General features: G+C 45.2%; 17 protein-coding genes and 1 pseudogene. 3 read left to right on the top strand and 15 right to left on the bottom strand.

The window, feature by feature from the left end; all coding sequences use genetic code 11:
* Positions 1-201 precede the first annotated feature (201 nt).
* Positions 202-438, bottom strand: coding sequence for a hypothetical protein (locus ACZ5KY_RS05820; RefSeq protein WP_464242960.1), 237 nt, complete (start codon positions 436-438; stop codon positions 202-204).
* A gap of 504 nt (positions 439-942) precedes the next feature.
* Between ACZ5KY_RS05820 and ACZ5KY_RS05815 the strand changes: the two genes are divergently transcribed.
* Complete coding sequence (locus ACZ5KY_RS05815) at positions 943-1,227, top strand: hypothetical protein (protein ID WP_464242959.1); 285 nt, start codon at positions 943-945, stop codon at positions 1,225-1,227.
* Between the two features lie 100 nt (positions 1,228-1,327).
* Here ACZ5KY_RS05815 and ACZ5KY_RS05810 read toward each other — a convergent pair whose 3' ends face one another.
* The 4 genes from ACZ5KY_RS05810 to ACZ5KY_RS05795 form a co-directional block, all read right to left on the bottom strand.
* Entirely contained in the window at positions 1,328-1,879 is a 552-nt protein-coding gene (locus ACZ5KY_RS05810; protein ID WP_464242958.1) for a menaquinol oxidoreductase, read from the bottom strand.
* A 51-nt stretch (positions 1,880-1,930) separates the two neighbouring features.
* Positions 1,931-2,731: a hypothetical protein gene (locus ACZ5KY_RS05805; RefSeq protein ID WP_464242957.1), complete on the bottom strand. Its 801-nt coding sequence runs from the start codon at positions 2,729-2,731 to the stop codon at positions 1,931-1,933.
* A gap of 70 nt (positions 2,732-2,801) precedes the next feature.
* On the bottom strand, positions 2,802-3,440 hold the full coding sequence (locus ACZ5KY_RS05800) for a cytochrome b/b6 domain-containing protein (RefSeq protein ID WP_464242956.1): 639 nt from the start codon (positions 3,438-3,440) through the stop codon (positions 2,802-2,804).
* 1 nt (position 3,441) lies between these two features.
* Positions 3,442-4,479: a cytochrome c3 family protein gene (locus ACZ5KY_RS05795; protein ID WP_464242955.1), complete on the bottom strand. Its 1,038-nt coding sequence runs from the start codon at positions 4,477-4,479 to the stop codon at positions 3,442-3,444.
* Positions 4,480-4,999: 520 nt separating this feature from the next.
* Here ACZ5KY_RS05795 and ACZ5KY_RS05790 point away from each other — a divergent pair.
* Positions 5,000-6,418 carry a sigma-54-dependent transcriptional regulator gene (locus tag ACZ5KY_RS05790; protein ID WP_464242954.1) on the top strand — a complete coding sequence of 473 codons (1,419 nt, stop codon included), beginning with the start codon at positions 5,000-5,002 and terminating at the stop codon, positions 6,416-6,418.
* Positions 6,419-6,459: 41 nt separating this feature from the next.
* Here the strand turns inward: ACZ5KY_RS05790 and ACZ5KY_RS05785 are convergent, their stop codons facing one another.
* From ACZ5KY_RS05785 to ACZ5KY_RS05745, 9 genes and pseudogenes are all read right to left on the bottom strand, one after another.
* Positions 6,460-8,040, bottom strand: coding sequence for a sensor histidine kinase (locus ACZ5KY_RS05785; RefSeq protein WP_464242953.1), 1,581 nt, complete (start codon positions 8,038-8,040; stop codon positions 6,460-6,462).
* Positions 8,041-8,129: 89 nt separating this feature from the next.
* Positions 8,130-8,348, bottom strand: a complete 219-nt coding sequence (locus ACZ5KY_RS05780; RefSeq protein WP_464242952.1) for a hypothetical protein — start codon at positions 8,346-8,348, stop codon at positions 8,130-8,132.
* A gap of 100 nt (positions 8,349-8,448) precedes the next feature.
* Positions 8,449-10,296 (bottom strand): cytochrome C, encoded by a 1,848-nt coding sequence (locus ACZ5KY_RS05775; RefSeq protein ID WP_464242951.1) that lies wholly within the window; start codon positions 10,294-10,296, stop codon positions 8,449-8,451.
* A gap of 252 nt (positions 10,297-10,548) precedes the next feature.
* Positions 10,549-11,502, bottom strand: a complete 954-nt coding sequence (locus tag ACZ5KY_RS05770; protein ID WP_464242950.1) for a tRNA dihydrouridine synthase — start codon at positions 11,500-11,502, stop codon at positions 10,549-10,551.
* A 5-nt stretch (positions 11,503-11,507) separates the two neighbouring features.
* On the bottom strand, positions 11,508-11,867 hold the full coding sequence (locus ACZ5KY_RS05765; RefSeq protein WP_464242949.1) for a PilZ domain-containing protein: 360 nt from the start codon (positions 11,865-11,867) through the stop codon (positions 11,508-11,510).
* A gap of 62 nt (positions 11,868-11,929) precedes the next feature.
* On the bottom strand, positions 11,930-13,144 hold the full coding sequence (gene cbiE, locus ACZ5KY_RS05760; RefSeq protein ID WP_464242948.1) for a precorrin-6y C5,15-methyltransferase (decarboxylating) subunit CbiE: 1,215 nt from the start codon (positions 13,142-13,144) through the stop codon (positions 11,930-11,932).
* A 53-nt stretch (positions 13,145-13,197) separates the two neighbouring features.
* Positions 13,198-13,806: a ribosome biogenesis GTP-binding protein YihA/YsxC gene (gene yihA, locus ACZ5KY_RS05755; RefSeq protein WP_464242947.1), complete on the bottom strand. Its 609-nt coding sequence runs from the start codon at positions 13,804-13,806 to the stop codon at positions 13,198-13,200.
* Positions 13,796-14,271: pseudogene (locus tag ACZ5KY_RS05750) on the bottom strand (GGDEF domain-containing protein). Before ACZ5KY_RS05750 ends, yihA begins: the two are co-directional and overlap by 11 nt.
* Positions 14,272-14,682: 411 nt before the next feature.
* The gene (locus ACZ5KY_RS05745; RefSeq protein WP_464242946.1) at positions 14,683-15,123 is read right to left on the bottom strand and encodes an Hsp20/alpha crystallin family protein; all 441 of its coding nucleotides are present in this window, start codon (positions 15,121-15,123) and stop codon (positions 14,683-14,685) included.
* A gap of 249 nt (positions 15,124-15,372) precedes the next feature.
* On the opposite strand from ACZ5KY_RS05745, the gene ACZ5KY_RS05740 reads away from it, so the two are divergent.
* Entirely contained in the window at positions 15,373-15,978 is a 606-nt protein-coding gene (locus ACZ5KY_RS05740; protein ID WP_464242945.1) for a DedA family protein, read from the top strand.
* 69 nt (positions 15,979-16,047) lie between these two features.
* Here the strand turns inward: ACZ5KY_RS05740 and ACZ5KY_RS05735 are convergent, their stop codons facing one another.
* The gene (locus tag ACZ5KY_RS05735) at positions 16,048-16,815 is read right to left on the bottom strand and encodes a slipin family protein (protein WP_464242944.1); all 768 of its coding nucleotides are present in this window, start codon (positions 16,813-16,815) and stop codon (positions 16,048-16,050) included.
* Position 16,816 lies beyond the last annotated feature (1 nt).

Genomic DNA, 16,816 nt, shown 5'->3' with positions numbered 1-16,816 from the left:
CGGACAAGCGAAAACACCACATATAGACATTAGAATTCGAGACAGGCACTATATCTTGTTTAATGCCTGTGGTTAACTCTGTTGAAAAGTTTGGTAACCCTGCATAAAAAAAGGGCCGAGATAAATATCTCGGCCCACACCTAATCGGTATTAAATTGTCTTCAAAACACTACATATTTACATACTACTTCGGATAATAGTTCAAGCTCTATGGTCCTGATGCGTTGCTGGTGTATCTTTTTTTGAGAACAATCCCTTTATCAAACCTGCGCTGAGAATAACGCCTGGAATCAATTGTGACACCACAAACAGAGCAATAAATCCAACAAACAACCAGACCAACAACCCAGCACCAGTTCGTGTCGCAGAGGCTGCAGCAAAACCGTTGCTTGCAAATCCAAAACATAAAATAAATAATGAAAGCATTATCCGCTTCATAGTACCCCTCACTTTTATCTGCAACAGGTTGCGTCCCCCTATCGCTTGTCATTGATTCATGATAGGCCCCTTAGCGGCTATCCTATCTATATGTTTAATAATTAAAATGCACTATCGGTGCCAACTTATCTCCATGGGAGATTTAACTTCTTAAGCTACTGTTTTTAAATAACTAACAAAAAAAATACCTTAACCCATTCCAGATTAATACGATTTACAAACACGAACTGTATACAATTTATATTCAAAGATAGAGCGACAAGCGTCACCTCTGCTCTTTCGATACAGCTAACACCCCTAATCTACGGACTATTTCTGTCAAACCACTGATGTATAATTCTCCCATACACAGATTTTAAAATAAATATTTTCACCGACAAATCTGTCGGTTACGTTAAGACTATTGACAGAGGTTTGCGATTACGTGTTTATTTGATGAGGTAGCTCAACTTACGTGACAGCGTATCCGTCGTTTCGTGAATAAACTAAGGGGGTCATTTATTAATGTCTGACGATGAGACAACAACTCAACTGGCGGCAATCCGACGGAAGCGTTGGCAACTATGGCTTGTGTTCATCACCTACCTTCCAGCTATTGGTTTTGCATTAAGTGCAACAACAGGCAACACGTGGCCAGCAATCACCGCGGGGTGCTGGGTTGTTGCCGCAGGAATTGCTGGTGTTCGAGTTAGTCTGAGCCGTTGCCCCAATTGCGGCAACTTATTTCACATGCAAGGGGTCAGCACCTCATGGGGGAAAAAATGTCGCCATTGCAAGCTATCCCTCTAGCTTTAAAACACCCCAAGCAAGGTAAACCAGACAAAAAAATACCTGCTGAGGCAACGAACCAGCAGGTATTTTCTATTCTTATAAAATAAGCAGATCAAACTTAGCCAATATCATCGGCATCAACAACATCGCCTTTAGAACGAAATAGCTTTTTCATAATCGTGCGCTCGCGCCGGATAGCATCAGCAGAAAAACTTCTAATACTATAGTATTCAAGACCCAAGATAGTGACTCCCGCCACCAACACAGCCAATGAATTCACCCGCAAAGCATTCGACAACAAATAAAAGATATAAAACCCACTCAAGTAGCCGACATGCGCCCAACCACGATACACCTCGGTGCGATCAGACAGGCGTGATAGGGTTAAGATTAAAGCGGAGAAACTATATACAGCCAAAGCAATATTGATCATCTTCGGCGAAGGCGGCTTACCTAAAAAGTTTCTGGTCTCTTGTGAAACATTTGCCAGAAGATTGCTATCCTGAAAATAAACAGCAACCATGCTGATCAAAATAAAGACCAGCAACCCCCAAAGTCCCTGACGTGAAAGGATATGAAGGGAGTCAATATGTGCCTGCATCCTTGCCAGCCGCTGCTGGGAGCTTCGTGCATCACCTGAGTCTACATCAATATCTGACTTGTGGCCCAAAATGGTTCTCCATCTCGATACACGTACGCCAAGGCGGCGGCAGTGATCGCGCTATTTAAGCTCTTGTTTTTTAACTTTTGCAGCTAACTCCTTTACCGTTGAAGCAATATATTCTAATTCATAACTATCTTCAAGCTCTGGTTCAGCATAAATTCCACGTCGCAACTGCTTGGTGTAGCGGTAGAGTGCATCAATTGGCAGGAGAACATTCTTTTTCAAAATGGCTGCGACCAGTCCGATAGACAATAAAACAACCATAAACCAAAAGCCAACCAGCACCTTTATAATCCCATCCATATCATGAGACAACTGTTGCTGTGACATCCCTACATCAACAATACCCAGCAAAGATTTTTGCTCTTCCCCGACATGGCATTGCATCGTTGAACAACCTTCCTGCCGCGGAATTGGGTAAGATAAACCAAGTACTTGATGCTTATCCTCGCCCTCAAAAAAACGGATACGCTCTATACCGTCACCACTAAAAAGTGTTTCCTGATCAGTATGGCAAACATTGCAACTCTCAGCCTCATGATCAACGAGTTGACCAACCTCCTTGGGATCCTTTGAAAACCGAATGACCCCCTTTTTATCAAATACTCGCAGATGGACAACTCCCGGATTACTGCCAATATTTGACATAGCTTGCTTCAATGCTTCATGGTCATTTTGGAGCATGTCGTAGCTAATAGAGCGGACAATCGTTTTTGCCATACAGGCGACGCGCTTTGAACCAGCATCTTGCATCAACACCTGAATATAGGTGTACAGCAAAATAAAGCAGACGGTAATGAATGCTGCCATGATCACAGCAACAGGTACAATGGTTCGCGTTGTAATCCGTTTCGACATGATAAGATCCTCTAAAAAAGTAGCGAAGCACTCTCGCGCTTCGCTACATTGTATAACAAGTCAGTACAGATTAATGGTCAGAGTGATCTTCCCAGCCTGTCCACATTGGTTTGAAGTGAGCAAACGGTGTATGCCCCAAGGTTGCCAAATAAAAATGCGTAGGAATAAAGGCTCCTAAACCACAGGCAAGCAAAAAGTGCAACCCCGCCACAACGCGAACCCCGCCAACAAGAACAAGCACTTCACGTAACGGCTCTAGGTTCATCAAAACAAGCCCTGTCATGATCACCAACGGCACAAGGATCATCATAACCACCACATAAGCACCCTTTTGCATGGGGTTAAACTTGTTAGTAGGTGATTCTTCATGTGGATTACTCTTGGTGCCAGTAAAGAAATAGAAGAAATAATACAACGCCTGATTGATCACACCACCGGTGAGATCCTTCGTCGTTGGAATATAAAGCTTCACCATCATGCGCGCGATGACGACGTAATAAAATAACCACAACGCAAAGGATAACGCGACAACAATACCCGCTGTATGATGGAGACGAATAGCGGCCTTATACGTGCCAAAGATGTTAATATATTCAGGAAAACGGATCTGAGCGCCAGTCACACATAGCGTCACAATTCCTAGAGCATTAAGCCAATGCCAAATTCGAATCGGAGTCGGAGTTAGGTAAATTCTCTCTTGTACGTCCATGTTAGTGTTCCTTCCTTCTATTTTTACGTGTCAAAAAGCGCAAGCTGCCGTGACCGATTGGCATCGCTAATCCGCCAAGCAAAATGAGTAGACCAACGATACTCAAAGTCTTACTCCGTGTTGAACCAACCATATAAAAATCAGGGGTACCAAACAGAGCATCTAAGGTTGCGCCTTTTTCCATTGGTACACGTTGATAGGTGCCATTAGCGGTTGGGAAAGCCACAAAACTATTTTGCATTGAATCAGGACCCGCCGCGTGACAATAAGAACAATCCCAGCGGTTATCAAGAGTCTGGAAATTATGATCAACCTCTTCAGGTGTCATCATAGCCCATAAGCGAAAGCCTTTTTTATCCTTATCTGAATAAAAACCAGACAATTCATCAAGAGATACTTCACCACTTTGATCGAGATCAACAAGTGACGTTACGGATTGATCACCAATTTGCTGTTGCAGTTGTTGATAATTGACCAATTCATAATCGGCATAGGCGCGATTATCTTGGCGCTGAGTCACATACAACGTAATGACAAACTTATCTGACGAGATGTGACATGAGATACACGGTACCGAGCGAATATGGACATCAGCTTCTGGCAACCAGCGTGAGTGTGATTCCTCAACATCTGCCGATTCATGACACCCTTGACAGGATTCATTCATCTGCAAACCCGACAAGCTCGTTGGTGGTAACGCGTTATGAGCATTGTGGCAATCAGTACAGGCTGCGTTTTCTCCGTGAGCACTTGCAGCATAGGTTTCAGCAATAGTGTCATGACAGTCTTCACAACTTGCCGACATTGTTGGCGATTGCTCGTCGTCGGGATGGTCGTCGCTCACATCATGACAACCGGCACAACCTTCCTCAGCGTGTGAGGTTTGTGCAAACAAGGCACCATCAACGGCATTGCCTTCACCGACATCATCGGCACTGATATGGCACTCCATGCATTCATCGGTTTCCATTGCCCACACAGGGCTACCGACGGTGAGGCAGGCTAACATCGCAGCCAAAAATAAAATGTGTTTTTTCATTGTGTACTAAAGCTCCTTCTCCATGATTTTGCCAATTACATAACAATAAATTACAATCTAGCAGCCTAGATTGCGGTTTACACTCCCCAATTGTATACAATACAGTCACAAGCAGTTAGCATGCCAAGCTTCATAACCAGCTAAAACATCTAATATTTACGATTGGAGAGTCATAAAAGAGTACGCAAATCGAACTAAGATGTATACTATTTACATACAGATTATAGGTCAGATAATGAATTCACACAGTAGACACGCTCTAACCAGCCAAATTGTCAGCACAAAAGCACTGTATAGATTCGCTATGCAGCACAATTAGCACCATGCTGCATCTGTAGCAATATCGGACTTAACCGTAGCAATATCGGATTTAACCTTAAAGCTATTGGAAATCAACTAATAATTGAGCCATAGAATCAGTGCGAGAGCAGCCGGCAACCTTGACAACACTGTGCTGGTGGTATAAAAAGTGAAGTTGCTTTAAATTCTCAGCCTTTGGGCTGCCAGGAGGATAAGACCCATGTCCCAGCCGCGAATTCTAGTTGTTGACGACGAAGCTGTCATACGCCAAGCCGTTAAACGCATTCTCGAACAAGAAAACTATGAAGTTGTCACCGCGACCAGTGGCCACACGGCTTTAGAAAAGGTACAAAACAACAATTTTACCGTCGTCATCAGTGACCTAAAAATGCCCGGCATGGGTGGTATGGAAGTTCTAAAATCGATAAAGATTCTTCAACCCAATGTCCCAGTCATCATTATCACTGGCTACGCAACAGTTGAAACAGCCGTTGATGCAATCAAAAATGGGGCATTTGACTACCTTCCAAAACCGTTTAACCCACAACAGGTTAAACAGTTGGTCGAAAAAGCGATTGACCATCATCGGGTCAATACAGATCAAACAAACACCTACAACACCAAACAAGACCATCACGGATTCCATCGTTTTATCGGAGACAGTAAAGCGATGCAAAAAGTATATAGTCGGATTCTACAGGTCGCACCAACAGACAGTACTGTTCTCATTACTGGAGAAAGTGGCACAGGTAAAGAACTTGTTGCTCGCGCCATTCATGAAAACAGCTCACGCAAAGATATGCCATTTGTCGCTATCGACTGTACAGCGCTCGCCGAAAGTCTTTTGGAAAGCGAACTATTTGGCCATGAAAAAGGGTCCTTTACTGGTGCGACTCATACCAAAGTTGGTCTGTTTAAGGTTGCCAATGGCGGCACTCTTTTTCTCGATGAGATATCAAATATCAGCATGAGCTCACAGGCGAAACTCCTGCGAGTAGTTCAAGAACGCGTGGTCACACCACTCGGTGGCACTAAACCACAACCCATCGACATTCGCCTCATATCAGCGACGAATAAAAACCTACGCGACCTTTCTAGCGAAGGGAAATTTAGGGAAGACCTTTATTTCCGACTCAATACCATTCCGATCGACATGCCACCCTTACGCGAGCGTAGCGGTGACCTGCCTCTACTCGTCGGGTTTTTCTTACGTAAGTTCTCAGATGAGATTAGCAAAGAGATCAAAGGCGTTAGCCCTGCAGTGATGAACTTGTTAGAGGAATACGATTTCCCCGGCAACGTTCGCGAATTGGAGCATATGATCGAACGCGCCGTAGTTCTCGCAGCAGAAGATATGATCCAACCGGTCGACTTGGGTTTATGTGACGAAGAGATTTTGGCCCGCTGTGGCGATGAGAGCTATGTGCCCTCGACAACAGAAGAGCTGAAGGAGGTCAAGCGTCGCTTACGCGAAGAGGCTGTTATCCCCATAGAAAAGAGTTTTGTCCTTGAAGCACTCAAGCGTAATGATTGGAATATTACTCGCGCTGCGGGCGATGTAGGGATGCTACGGCCAAACTTTCAAGCATTGATGAAGAAACTTCAGGTCTCAGCTCGCGATCGCAAACTAGACTCGTAACAGATCAAGCAACAGATCAAGCAAACTAAATGCCGAGGCGATTACGCCTCGGCATTTTTGTTGTCATTTTCAAGAGGCAGACTTACCGTGAATGCTGTCCCCTTCTCAACGCTACTTTCAACGCGAATATCGCCACCGTGATTCTCTACGATCCCGTAAGAAACTGACAAGCCAAGCCCTGTTCCTTGCTGGTCTTTGGTGGTAAAGAATGGATCAAAAATCCGTTCAAGGTTCTCACCTGGGATTCCACAACCCGTGTCAGAGACGGTCACCATCACCCAAGGATCTTCGCGCCAACTACGTATGGACAATTCTCCGCCTGTTGGCATCGCCTGAGCGCCATTAATAAAAATATTCATAAACACTTGCTCAAGTTGATTCGGGTCGACCTCAAGATCAGGTAAATCATAGTCGTAATCGCGAATCACATTAACGTCCTGGAAGAGAGTCTGGTATTCAACCAAAGCCAAGGTCTTATCTAGGATCGAATTGACAGAGGTAAATGTCTTATGCGGTATTGATTCACGACCAAAATCAAGTAACCCCTTAACAATACCAGCGCAACGCTCTGTCTCGCGGGTAATGGTTGCCAGGTCGTCCTTAAGCTGTTGATCAATTCCTGATGTTTCGCCAGCCATAGATGAGAACATCAAGATCCCCGTTAGCGGATTATTGATTTCGTGAGCAATACCCGCAACAAGCTTACCCAGAGAAGCTAGACGTTCAGAGCGAGCCAGGGTACTTTGCATATTTTGGATCTGTTCAGTTCTCTCACCAACACGAGCCTCGAGGGTATTCGTCCAATTACGAATTTCATCCTGAGAAGCCTTGAGACTTCGCGTCATCTCATTGGCTCCACGGGCCAGCTCACCCAGCTCATCACGAGGGGTATCCTCAATACTACTGGTTAAATCTCCCGCCGAAATGCGCCGCTGATGTTCAAGGAGAACATTGACAGGAGTAATAATGAGTCGCTTCGTCAACAACAATAGAGCAACAAACAACAACACCAATAACACACAGGTCAAAACCACAAAGTAGTTTCGGAAAACATCGACCTGAGCCATCCGATTTTTCAGACTAATCTGAACATCGAGAATTCCATTGAGTTCACGATCTTGCGAATGGTAGTGACAATCGGCAGTGTAACAACTTGGATCGTTATAGATCGCCTTGGTAACACCGAGGAACATCTCGCCATTTTCGTCATAAAACGTCCGCCCACGGGCTGCGGTGGGTGCGTAAGCCAAAGGGGCTCCAGCATCTAAATGGCAAATACTACAGCCTTCAGAATTGTGTTGCAGAATCGTCCCGACCTCTTTCTTATCGGTCGAAAAATTAATCACACCATCTTTATTAAACAAGCGGATACGCCGAATACCTGGCATCGCGCCCACTTCATCAATCATCTGGTATAGCATCTCCCTATCATCTTCAAGCATTTGATAATAGGTTGAACGCAAAATGGTTTCACTGAAATAATCAGCTTCATGCAACGAGTTTTCTTGTGTTATCTGACGCTGAAAACGCACGTTCACCACAACAGAAATAAACATAGTTATCAATAATACCGCACTGATAACAGTCATAAATTTCACTAACAACGAGTGGCGTAACGACATAAAAACCCTTTAGATTTTTGAACTAGTGTTTCCATGAGGGCAAAGAAACGTACACAGACGAGGCATCCTCACACATATTTCGAAATTGATCAACGGCTTCGTGCGTAACGAGCGAGTAACACCCCTGTGAACACCAAGCACAAGCCGACACAAAAGAACAGATAGCCAAATGTTTTCGCATCGCCCCAACCAAACATCTCAATCCCCGATTTGAAGGCGATAAGGTAAACACCCCACAGAGTTGAAGCACCGCCAAGAGCATTTAAAACTAAACCAATGACACCAAATGAAACAGCAAACTTCTTCACGGCAACCTCCTAAAACCAAGCAGCAACTCGTTACACAATCAATAAAAAAGGGAGCTGCCGAAGCAACTCCCTTTTTATATCACAATTTACTTCACTGTGTTTAGTGAGTACCACCAATAATGGAGATAATCATTAACACCAGCAATGCAACACCAATGGCTACTGCAACAAATCCGAAGATTCTCAATGCAATACCATAGATTGGGCTAGATGGCTTCTCTTTGTAGAACTTTTCAGTAATACCCATCTGCTCATAACGCTTCCATTGATCGCCACGCTCTTCGACAAACTCCTCTTTGTGCATCTCGCCATTGAAGATAACGAAGTCCATTGGGAACTTCTCTGGGCGAAGGTGAGTATTGAAAAAGTGAACAGAGAAAATGAACCCTGTTGCCAACAACGCCTCGTCAGAGTGAACGATGGTCGCAACATTGAATACCCAGCCCGGCAAGAACAAGCCGAAGAACTCTGGGAACCATAGCATGAGACCTGAACCACCGATGGCAAACATACCCCAGAATACGGCGATGAAGTCAAATTTCTCCCAATAGTTCCAACGCTCAAATGTTGGCTTTGGACCTTTCCAGAGGAACCAACGAACCATACCCGTTACGTCTTTAATATCACGTAAGGTTGGCATCAATGAGTCTGGACCAAACAGACGCTGCAACCACATCCCTGGAATATCTTTGCGCAGGAAGAGGAAGTTGAAGCTAAGAGCCAGAGCCATACCAAAGTAAACAAATGTAATACATGCACCAATACGGTGGCCATACGCTGCATTAGCGGTACCGCCGTAGAAGTCCATCATCACTTGCGCCCAATGCTGGTTATAAAACTTCAGAGGGAGACCCGTAAGGGCCAAGATCAAGAAGCTGGTGACAACCAGTATGTGCATGAAAATATGGTAATTTTCAAAACGCTTATAAACACGATGGCCATCGGGAATTTCGATGTGCGCTTCACCCGCAGCAAGAGCTGCTTTTTTCTCTTTGTTCTCAGCAATACCACGGATCATCCATAGGATGGAGTGGAGCCAGAACACAGAGAAGGTACCAACAAGTAACGCTGTCATCGCCCAAAATGTTACCGCGAGAACAGGGTAGTTAGTAAAGTCAGAGTGATCGCCGTGAGAATAGAATTTACTAAACAAGCGAGTTGAACCATCGTGACACTTACCACAGGTATCCGCACGATTTTCAATATTTACCATTGATGCAGCATTGTCTTCAGGCATGATATCGTGGCTACCATGACAATCGGCACATGTTGCAGTAATTTCAGGATAACCTAAACGGAAACTCTTACCGTGATAGCTAGCAAGGTAGGTGTGAACAGCACCGCTGTACACATCGTTACGCTCCATCATCTCTTCGTTACCGTGGCAGGTAATACAGACTTCGGTGCGGAACATACGAGCTGTTTTCACATCACAAGTCGAAAGACTTACTATCTCATGCAGACCGTGACAGTCGGCACACGATGCACCATCTTGGTTGCCCGCAGCAACAGCAAGACCGTGACTTGATTCTGTATAACCGTCCATTTCGTGACAGTTTGTACAGCCATCAACAACCGATTGCTTGACATCAGCAGCAGGTGTTAGTGTATGAATTGAGGTGTGACACTCAGCGCAGCCAACTTCATTTTCAGCATGGACACTATTGCTATGTTCAGCCGCAACAGAATCATGACACCCTGCACAATCAACTGGCCCAGGAAGAACTCCATCATCTACGTGAGCATCCAGATTGTCGATACTGTGACAATCGAGACAGCCGATCTCGTTTTCACCATGAACTGATGACATAAATTCGTTAGCAACAATGACATCTTCATGACACTCAAGGCAGGTTTCCATATCTGCCAGAACACTCTGAGCACCCGTAAACAGCAACAACGCTGTCAGTGCGCTCAACAACATCCAATGCGATACCTTTTTCACCATCAAAAACTCCTTACTTCAGCAGATTGCTCGCTGACGATCTCTCTTACAGTGATCATCCACCAGCGCAAAAAAACGACCCCACACAGTTTCCTCTAAAACCGCGCAGTGCTGTATATTTTGAATATACAGTGCTACGCTTACTACCATGAACAATGGCCCAAGTCAAACAAACATTGTATACAATCGGCAACCATTAGAATGAATATTGATGCGTTAAAATGGGAGTTGTAATGAACTTGTACAGTGATGGATTTATTTACCTTGGTCCAGTTCAGCAACAAATTCAGCTAACGTTCGACACCGTCGTAAACGCTTAACCAAGCGTTGCAATGATGACTCAGCAAAGCACGACACCACCCCTTTTAGCTTGCCCAACACTTGCTGATCACCACAAAACAATTCCTGATAGGCAATCAAAACATGCTTCAAGTAGTCACACGCTTCTTGATTCTGCCGTTTTGCATCAACCCGTACTGGCGCACGACCACGCAATCGTTCAAAAATTAACGGATCAGCAATCGCCCCACGACCAATCATCAATCCTGCTGCGCCACTATCAGCCAAGAGTGCCAGTCCCTGTTTCGCCGTCACCACATCACCATTAGCAATAATTGGCATTGACGTTGCCGCCACCAATCTGCGGGTGATGGTATGATCGGCAATGCCTTCGTATTTTTGCACCACAGTACGCGGATGAAGAATCAAGAAATCGACACCTTCGGCCTCAAACATCGGCAATAATTCAAAAATCTGTTCGGGATTATCGTATCCCGCTCGAATTTTAACGGAAAAACTGCCGTTAACGACCTCACGAACCGCGCGCAGACATTCCGGCAACAGTTCGGGGACGCTCAGCATCGCGCCACCCGTCTTGCCCGAGGTGGTGCGACCAAAGGGACAGCCCATATTAATATTGATGTGTTGTACACCTTGATCTTGCACCATCTGCGCTGCATCAGCTAAAGACAATGCGGTGTGACCAATGAGTTGCACAACGAGTGGTGTATCTGAAATTTGTGCCGCAGATTCAAGGCGATCACTACGGGAGATTCGATGGTGAGTGGATTGTTTTATTCGCAGAAATTCAGTAAACAGGACATCGGGATGACCAATTTGATGCTGGACCGACCGCATAGCGCGATTTGTTAGTCCCTGCATCGGAGCAAGCATGAGGGGAACCTGCCCCTCAATCCATGGTAATTTCATAAATACTATAAATCGCTATTGGGCTTTAGAGGCGAAAATGTTTCTAAAAAAGTTGCCAACCTTGCTGCTTGATTGGTATCGAGTGAATCGAATTCGACACCACTACGTGACATACCGCTCTCATCGTCAACACAGTGTACAACTTCACCACCGAGCTCAACAATATTGTCACCAAGACCAACACTTAACATCAGTCTTTGCCCAATCGGCAATGGAACATGAGTTTGAATCAAAAGACCACGCTCACTCGCATCGAGTGTGCGTCCCATATTCTCGACCTCACCCTCCTCGCAGCCTTCAAGGGTATAATACACAAAGTTCAGCGTAGGAAACCGCTCACGTGATCGACGCTCATCTATATCCATATCAACTCCTCTGTGGACAAGCTGATATCAAATCAGCCTTGACACACTTCAAGATAATCAAACTATTCAAAGGTCTTAGTTGCCATAATAATATACACAGGGTTGCGCGCCTGAAACACCTTATAATCCGTATCACTATTGGTTCGAGCAATATTAAGTGTCGACACCTCAACTCGATATCCTGAATTTTCGAAATAATCGGTCGATGCTACAAGTGTATCCAATGTTGTCGCAGTGATTACCACCCGTCCTTCAGGGGCAAGGCGACCATCAACAGCGGCTAGGATTTCCCATAGGTTACCACCACTGCCGCCAATAAACACCCGATCTGGATCAGGAATATCTTCGAGACAAACAGGCGCTTCACCTTGAACAACTCGTACATTTCGCGTCTGGAAGGTATTCATATTGCGCCGCAACAACTCCAAGTACTCGTCATTGCGCTCAATGGCATAAATGCGCCCTTCGGGGAGCAAATAATCGGCCTCAATACTTACCGACCCACTTCCTGCGCCAATATCCCACAGAGTCATATCTCGTCGTAACTGTAACTTGGCTAAGGCAACAACGCGAACCTCTTCGCCAGTCATCTGCTTCTTTAGCGCCACAAACGCATCGTCGCTCAAGCCAAATACTCGCTGAGTTCCGCGAACATCGCCATCATAACTTTTAATGAGTATCAAAACATTCAACTCTGCCGCAGCCAGCGCAGGCAACTCTTGAATGTTCGTTTGAACAATCCGCTCCTGATCAGTACCAAGATCCTCGCACAAATATGCGGTGTAGCCATCGCGACCGCGCAGCATTAGTTCTGTAGCAATGGCCGCAGGTGTATGGATAGCATCGGTTAGAATTGCAGCTTTATTATTCGCCACCACCCGATCAATAATATCCGCCATCGAACGGCCTTCGGTTGAGATAAAAACCGCGTCATCCCAAGGCTCTTTAATTCGAGCAAAAGCAAACTGCACCGAACTGACATTCGGCACAAACTCTAATTTATCTTTCGGTAGGTTGCGTAGCAGGCTACGACCAATACTGAAAAAAAGCGGATCACCCGAGGTCAATACCACGGTGACACCCTCATGCTCTTTTACAACCGCCGACGGGTCGTCATGATCTTTAATGACCACTTTTTCAGCAGGCAACTCTGAGAACAGGTCGAGTAAACGCTGAGCACCATAGAGCACCTGCGCCTGACGCACTAATGTCAATGCCCGCGCACTAAAGCCCTCTTGACCCTCTACCCCCGCACCAACCACATAGACGACACCCATACAATAAACCCTTCTCTATTTAATTAAAGCACACCTGCACCTTAACCACTTCATCACTCATCGTCAAGTTCTGTTGAAGACGACTCTATCGCTACCTCGATCCGCTCCCAAACTTCATCACGACCATCCTTTGATAAGGCAGAGAACAACACAAAGGCATCTTCGGGCAAACCCGTTGCCTCAAGAATCGGCTCGATCTGTTTCTTACGCCGATTACGGCTCACTTTATCAATTTTAGTAATGACAGGGATGGTCGGAATATTAAATTCCTCAAGCCAATCCAGCATCTGCAAATCTTCATCACGTGGGACACGACGTACATCAAACAACATGACAACAACGCACAGGGTTTCTCGGGTTTCAAGATAAGTACGGATCATCGGCCCCCATTGCTTCTTAACCGACATCGGTACCTTGGCAAAACCATACCCAGGCAGATCGACCAGATATAACTCTTCATTCAGATCAAAAAAGTTAATCAACTGTGTTCGACCTGGGGTTGAAGAGGTGCGAACAAGGCTTTTACGATTGATCAAAACATTCAGCAACGAACTCTTACCAACATTACTGCGGCCGGCAAATGCAATTTCAAGCGGCCCTGCTTCAGGATAATTGCCCGGACGGGTCGCACTTTTAACAAAACTAGCGGATTTAATAATCACTTGAACACCCTTTGGATAATAACGTTTTTGGCCCCTGCTTATAGCACCGTTTAGCATGATACAAACATTGATCCGCTTTTCTTAATAATTGATCGTGCGATACTACCTCAGGATCTGGCAGGGACGCAATGCCATAACTTAACGACACAAATAGTTCACCACCGTCATGATCAACGGGAAGCCCGTGAAGGACTTCAGTCATTCGTCTCAATAACGCTCTCGCTTTGATTAAATCAGTTTCGGGCAAAATCAACACAAACTCATCACCAGCAAAACGGGCAACAAAATCACTTGACCGGCTTAACGCCTTAAGGTTTGTCGCAAGATGCTGCAACAACAGTCACCAACAGCATGACCATGGGTATCGTTAACGATCTTAAAGTCGTTGAGATCAATAAACACCACCGACAGTGGCACAGCATAACGAACGGCACGATTAAATTCACGTTGCAACGCTTGATCCATCACACGGCGATTAAACAACCCTGTCAACGGATCCAAACAAGCTAAGCCTTGCAATTTTTCATGCGCTGTCACATTTGACATGCAAATGGATACTTTCAATGCCAAGCGTTGCCAAGATCTTCAACTCAACCTGATAAAACTTTTCAGCTAACTGTTCATTCTCGCGAACTCGATCAAAAAGACTTTTATCGTGGCGGATGACACGCATCCTTCAGCATAAATAAAACCATCAAATATATCAGATAGTAAAATAAGCTGAATGCGTTACAGAAGCAAGAACCTCCATAGTATATTGAGATAAATTAACAACAAAGGGCCTAAATTGACAACAATTTAGACCCCTTGAACCATAATACTCACATAACACTAGCTGCTTGTTTCTGGCTACGGCTTGTAAGATCAAGCAAACGGCTAGGATTTAACTTTCACCTCAATCTGCTTCGGCTTCGCTTCCTCAGACTTTGGAATGGTTAGTTTAAGAATCCCATCCTTATATTCAGCCTCTACTTTTTCAGCCTTAACCGTTTGCGGCAAGGTAAAGCTTCGGATAAAAGATCCATATGAGCACTCTACTCGATGTTGTTTTTTATCCTCAACTTTGCTTTTCTTCTCGCCTTTAATCGTCAACACACCGTCATCAATTTTGACACTAACATCCTCTTTGTCAACCCCTGGCAACTCGGCCTTAACAAGATAAGCTTCCTTGTTCTCCTCAATATCGACAACGGGCATCCAATCGCCAACCTCAAAAATAGAATCACGGCTTTTAGTCAAATCTTTTCGTGATGATCGATTGTAACGATCAAGCAAATCTTCCATTTCGTGAAAGGGATCCCAAACTGATAAATTCATGCTATTCCTCCTAACAACAAGACAGTCACTATTAAACACCAACCCTACAAACAACTTCAATCGCTATGACACTGGAAACACCCCCTATTATCCATACAATTTGGCAACTAAACGCCATACTCATAAATGCTAACACTTAATTTCAACCTTGCAACAACGCTCAGAGAATTATGCCTATTAACAATATTATACCGAAAAACAGCCACTTATCATTTGCCAGCATCAGATTAATCATGTACGAATTATAAGATGGAAAACTGGTTGCAACAAACATTACTGACCCTGACCCACAGTACCAGCTATTACATTCTCATTGCAGCCATCGCTTGCGGAGAGGGGATTGCATTGGTTGGCTTAATTATCCCTGGCAGCGTGCTGTGTATCAGCGTCGGCCTTTTAGCGGCCAACGGCCACGGTGATTTCTGGTTCAGCTGTCTCGCCGCCATCGCCGGTGCCATCATTGGCGACCTCATCAGCTACCTTATCGGCAGTCGTAGTGGCCACCAACTTGTCAATCGGATACACTCAGCACGAGCCCTCAAAATACTGCGCCGTGCCGAACTATTCTTTGCTGCCCACGGCGGGAAAAGTTTACTGTTCGCCCGCTTCTTTGGCCCATTACGCGGGTTCGTTCCCTTCATTGCTGGCTCTCTGCGACTTGCGCCAAAAACCGTAATGTTTTATTCAATCAGCGGCGGAATTTTATGGGGGATCGGCTTTCCGGCTTTAGGCTATTACGGTGGACTGACATGGCAAAAAGTTCATCTCTCAGCCTATTCAGTAATCGGGATGATTGGTATTATTGTTGCGATGGTGGTTCTCTTTTGGCTTTGGCGCAAGGGGGGAGAAGAGTAGGACAATCCCAGCTTAAAAAAAACCTAGGATTGCCCCTTACCAATTACATGTCGCACACGCTTAAAAAAACTACTCTTTCTCTTTAGGATCCAAAAATGGCCGAATCATATCCATCGGTAATGGAAAGATAATGGTCGAATTTTTTTCGGTCGCGACTTCAGTTAATGTTTGTAAAAACCGCAACTGCAACGCTCCTGGCTGGGATGAAATATTACCTGCTGCTTCAGCAAGAGTAGACGACGCCTGCAACTCACCCTGTGCATGAATAACTTTCGCGCGTCGCTCACGCTCGGCTTCGGCTTGGCGAGCCATAACTCGCTGCATCTCGACGGGCAGGTCAACATGCTTGATCTCAACATTTGAGATCTTCACCCCCCACGGATCGGTCTGCCGATCTAAAATGGTCTGCAGTTTGGCGTTGATCTCATCTCGGTGGATCAATAATTCATCGAGTTCAGACTGACCAAGAATACTGCGCAGGGACGTTTGCGCTAACTGGCTCGTAGCATAAAGATAATTTTCCACCTCAATCAATGCTTTTTCCGGCTTTAGCACCCGAAAGTAAAGCACCGCATTAACCTTGATCGACACATTATCCTTGGTGATCACGTCCTGCGGTGGCACATCCATCGCTACAGTGCGCAGGCTGACTTTTTTCATTTTATCCACCACTGGGATAATAAAGCGCAAGCCCGGCCCCTTAACGGTTGAGAAACGGCCAAAGCGAAACACCACTCCGCGCTCATACTCGAACAAAATTCGAACAGCGCTGGCAATGACCATAATCACTGCAACAAGAATAACTACAAGACCGATAAATCCAGGTGGTATCATCATT

This window comes from Desulfuromonas svalbardensis, from assembly GCF_055389415.1.
The sequence above is the reverse complement of the archived record's forward strand: the minus strand, read 5'-3'. Positions and strand labels throughout refer to the sequence as shown.

Coding starts and splice junctions, on each gene's coding strand:
- ACZ5KY_RS05820 (WP_464242960.1), bottom strand. CDS start 438: ATGAAGCGGATAATGCTTTCATTATTTATTTTATGTTTTGGATTTGCA.
- ACZ5KY_RS05815 (WP_464242959.1), top strand. CDS start 943: ATGTCTGACGATGAGACAACAACTCAACTGGCGGCAATCCGACGGAAG.
- ACZ5KY_RS05805 (WP_464242957.1), bottom strand. CDS start 2,731: ATGTCGAAACGGATTACAACGCGAACCATTGTACCTGTTGCTGTGATC.
- ACZ5KY_RS05800 (WP_464242956.1), bottom strand. CDS start 3,440: ATGGACGTACAAGAGAGAATTTACCTAACTCCGACTCCGATTCGAATT.
- ACZ5KY_RS05795 (WP_464242955.1), bottom strand. CDS start 4,479: ATGAAAAAACACATTTTATTTTTGGCTGCGATGTTAGCCTGCCTCACC.
- ACZ5KY_RS05790 (WP_464242954.1), top strand. CDS start 5,000: ATGTCCCAGCCGCGAATTCTAGTTGTTGACGACGAAGCTGTCATACGC.
- ACZ5KY_RS05785 (WP_464242953.1), bottom strand. CDS start 8,040: ATGTCGTTACGCCACTCGTTGTTAGTGAAATTTATGACTGTTATCAGT.
- ACZ5KY_RS05775 (WP_464242951.1), bottom strand. CDS start 10,296: ATGGTGAAAAAGGTATCGCATTGGATGTTGTTGAGCGCACTGACAGCG.
- ACZ5KY_RS05770 (WP_464242950.1), bottom strand. CDS start 11,502: ATGAAATTACCATGGATTGAGGGGCAGGTTCCCCTCATGCTTGCTCCG.
- ACZ5KY_RS05765 (WP_464242949.1), bottom strand. CDS start 11,867: ATGGATATAGATGAGCGTCGATCACGTGAGCGGTTTCCTACGCTGAAC.
- cbiE (WP_464242948.1), bottom strand. CDS start 13,144: ATGGGTGTCGTCTATGTGGTTGGTGCGGGGGTAGAGGGTCAAGAGGGC.
- ACZ5KY_RS05745 (WP_464242946.1), bottom strand. CDS start 15,123: ATGAATTTATCAGTTTGGGATCCCTTTCACGAAATGGAAGATTTGCTT.
- ACZ5KY_RS05740 (WP_464242945.1), top strand. CDS start 15,373: ATGGAAAACTGGTTGCAACAAACATTACTGACCCTGACCCACAGTACC.
- ACZ5KY_RS05735 (WP_464242944.1), bottom strand. CDS start 16,815: ATGATGATACCACCTGGATTTATCGGTCTTGTAGTTATTCTTGTTGCA.